Annotated in this window: 3 protein-coding genes; 2 read left to right on the top strand and 1 reads right to left on the bottom strand. The window is 33.9% G+C overall.

All coding sequences use genetic code 11. The features are described from left to right. Both AC1DRF_RS22905 and AC1DRF_RS22900 read left to right on the top strand, forming a co-directional pair. Window positions 1-414, top strand: a 414-nt coding sequence (locus tag AC1DRF_RS22905; protein ID WP_477741771.1) for an ASCH domain-containing protein, incomplete at its 5' end; no start/stop codon positions are given. 286 nt (window positions 415-700) lie between these two features. Then, complete coding sequence (locus AC1DRF_RS22900) at window positions 701-1204, top strand: peroxiredoxin family protein (RefSeq protein WP_477741770.1); 504 nt, start codon at window positions 701-703, stop codon at window positions 1202-1204. 651 nt (window positions 1205-1855) lie between these two features. On the opposite strand, the gene AC1DRF_RS22895 is transcribed toward AC1DRF_RS22900, so the two are convergent. Next, window positions 1856-2086 (bottom strand): alpha/beta-type small acid-soluble spore protein, encoded by a 231-nt coding sequence (locus AC1DRF_RS22895; RefSeq protein ID WP_060745551.1) that lies wholly within the window; start codon window positions 2084-2086, stop codon window positions 1856-1858. Window positions 2087-2530: the final 444 nt, after the last annotated feature.

Below are 2530 nucleotides of genomic sequence, written 5' to 3'. Positions count from 1 at the left end.
ATCCAGCCGTGGGCAAGCCTTTTTGTCCTTAGAGAGGCAACATATGAAACAAGGTCATGGAGAACGAATTATCGGGGGCCACTTGCCATTCACACAAGTAAAAAAATAGATAAAGACGCCTCTAACCATATAGCCATAAAGTCGTTGCTTGGTAAGCACGGATACACACCAGAGAATCTTCCAACTGGCCAGATCATTGCTGTATGCAAACTTGTAGATTGTTTGAAGGTAACTGAAAACAATGAGACATGGGCCACTCTGGAGGATGGTCGAATCGTACCAGGGAATGACTATTTTATGGGTAACTTTATAGTGGGAGGTTATGCTTGGGTAGTTGAGGATATGCAGATGCTGGATGAATTTATTCCAGCAAAGGGAAAGCTAGGATTATGGGAGCATGTTTTAATTTTATAGGAGCTGATACATTGCACACGATGCGCTGAATCAGCTCCTTCAGGAACCCACTTTTCACGCACAAAATCTTCTAGCTTCTTTATTTTTTCAGACATCCTACCGCTCCTTTATATATAAAATCCCACTCTGCATAGACTAATTTACCTAATCAACCTTAGTCTGTTGGAAAATGTAAGATAGCTTACATACTCTGTTACAAATCACTTAAAAAATAAAAAAGTAAATAACATTACATATTTCTTATCAAGAGTAAGGTAAAGTGAATTAAGATATTGGAGGTACCAAAATGACTCAATTAAAATTGAATGAAAACATCCCTAACTTTATTCTCCCTTCCACTACAGGTGAAACATTTTCATATGAGACTCATCAAAAAGAACATCAAAGCTGGCACTTAATTATTTTCTTCAGAGGAGCGTGGTGTCCAGTCTGTGTCCAAGATTTAAAAGACTTAGAAGAAAATAAGAGTTATTTTGAAAGTAAGAATGTGCATTTAATCACTATCTCTACGGATGAACTTGATAATTTAAAGAAAATGGCAGATGAATACAACCTTTCATATCCTGTCTTATCAGATGAAAATTTAGAGGCTTTAAAAGCTTTTGACGTATTCTTTCATGGTGAAGACGCTCCATATGAAGACCATGGAGCTCACGGGGAACCTGCCTATTTCCTTGTAGATGAGAAAKGACGTCTTCTTTATCAACAAAAGCAAACAAGCCCTTTTGGTCGTCCTACAAGTACAGAGCTAAGAAAAATAGTACAATATATAAGTGAAAATCTTAAATAGTCTTTCCGGTACATTAAAGAGTCGGCATTTTGTGCTGACTCTTTACCTTTACGTACGGCAATGTAATATGTATTACAGAATGTTTTTGAATGATAAATTAATCTATAAATAATTACGAATGTAAGGAGGAAAAAGGTTCTATTTGTCGTCAGGTGGAGTAAATAGTCAAACTTTGATTTTTATAAGTTAATTTATCTTTTTATTCCTTTATATGAAGGGTATTAATTTTATATTTTTGATTGAATATATCTTATTAAAAGCAAACTAAAGTTAAATACTTTTAAATTTTCTATTGAGTTATCATTAATATAACAATTTCTTAAAAGGGGAGTAGAAGATAGATTGGTATATAATAAGAAGGAAAACCCACAATTTTTCTATAGAGGATGTAATAGCTGAAACTACACAGCATTACTCTTCAATAGTCACGGTMTACTTATCTGTCTATGAAAAGACCAAAAAAACTCTTAGAAAATACTCCATTTCCTTATTCGTTATTGTAGAAGATAAGCGTATCGGGTATAAAAGAAGGGATTTATCAAGTGTGAAGAGATGTTTTCTTAAAAACAATAAGGCTACCTACAAATGTAGGTAGCCAAAGCCATCAAGACCTATTTAATTATCTAACCTTTTATAACTCTTCACGAGTTATTAGCGAGAAGTTCCAGATTGTCCTGAAAAGCCACCAGCTAATTGTTGTTGAGCAGTTGCTACAAGGCGTTTTGTGATTTCTCCACCTACTGAACCATTCGCACGAGCTGTTGCATCAGCACCAAGGTTTACACCAAATTCGCTAGCGATCTCATATTTCAATTGATCGATTGCTTGCTCAGCACCACGTACTAATAATTGATTACGACTACCACTGTTGTTGTTTGACATGTTGATTCACCTCCTTGTATGCTTTTAAGATTCCTTTTGTTCAAAAAAAGAATACAAGGTAAATATTAGATGAATAATAAGATAGAATTCAGTGATAATAAACTTGTTGAAAGAAAAAATTTCATCAAGAAATAACGAAATTCAGTGCTTTCATCTCTTTGTTGATTCAAAATTTATGTTTGCCATGTGTGAAAAGGAATATAACGACATCGTTATATTCCTTTTTCCTTAAAAGAAGGAACCTTAATTGCTCTAAATATTGAGAATAAGTATAACCAATGAGGACAAAAGGTTGTACACTGATAAAAATCCAGTGCTTTTTTCATACGTCTCTAATTAACATAGTACTTGTTCTCGGCACAAAAATAAGTAATGCACTATTTTTGAATGGATTATTTATTTCTTGTAGATCACTTCGTAACCAACATATATAACGAATAGAGC

This window comes from Priestia sp. P5_B4, assembly GCF_056400385.1.
This window is presented reverse-complemented; position numbering and strand designations above follow the sequence as displayed.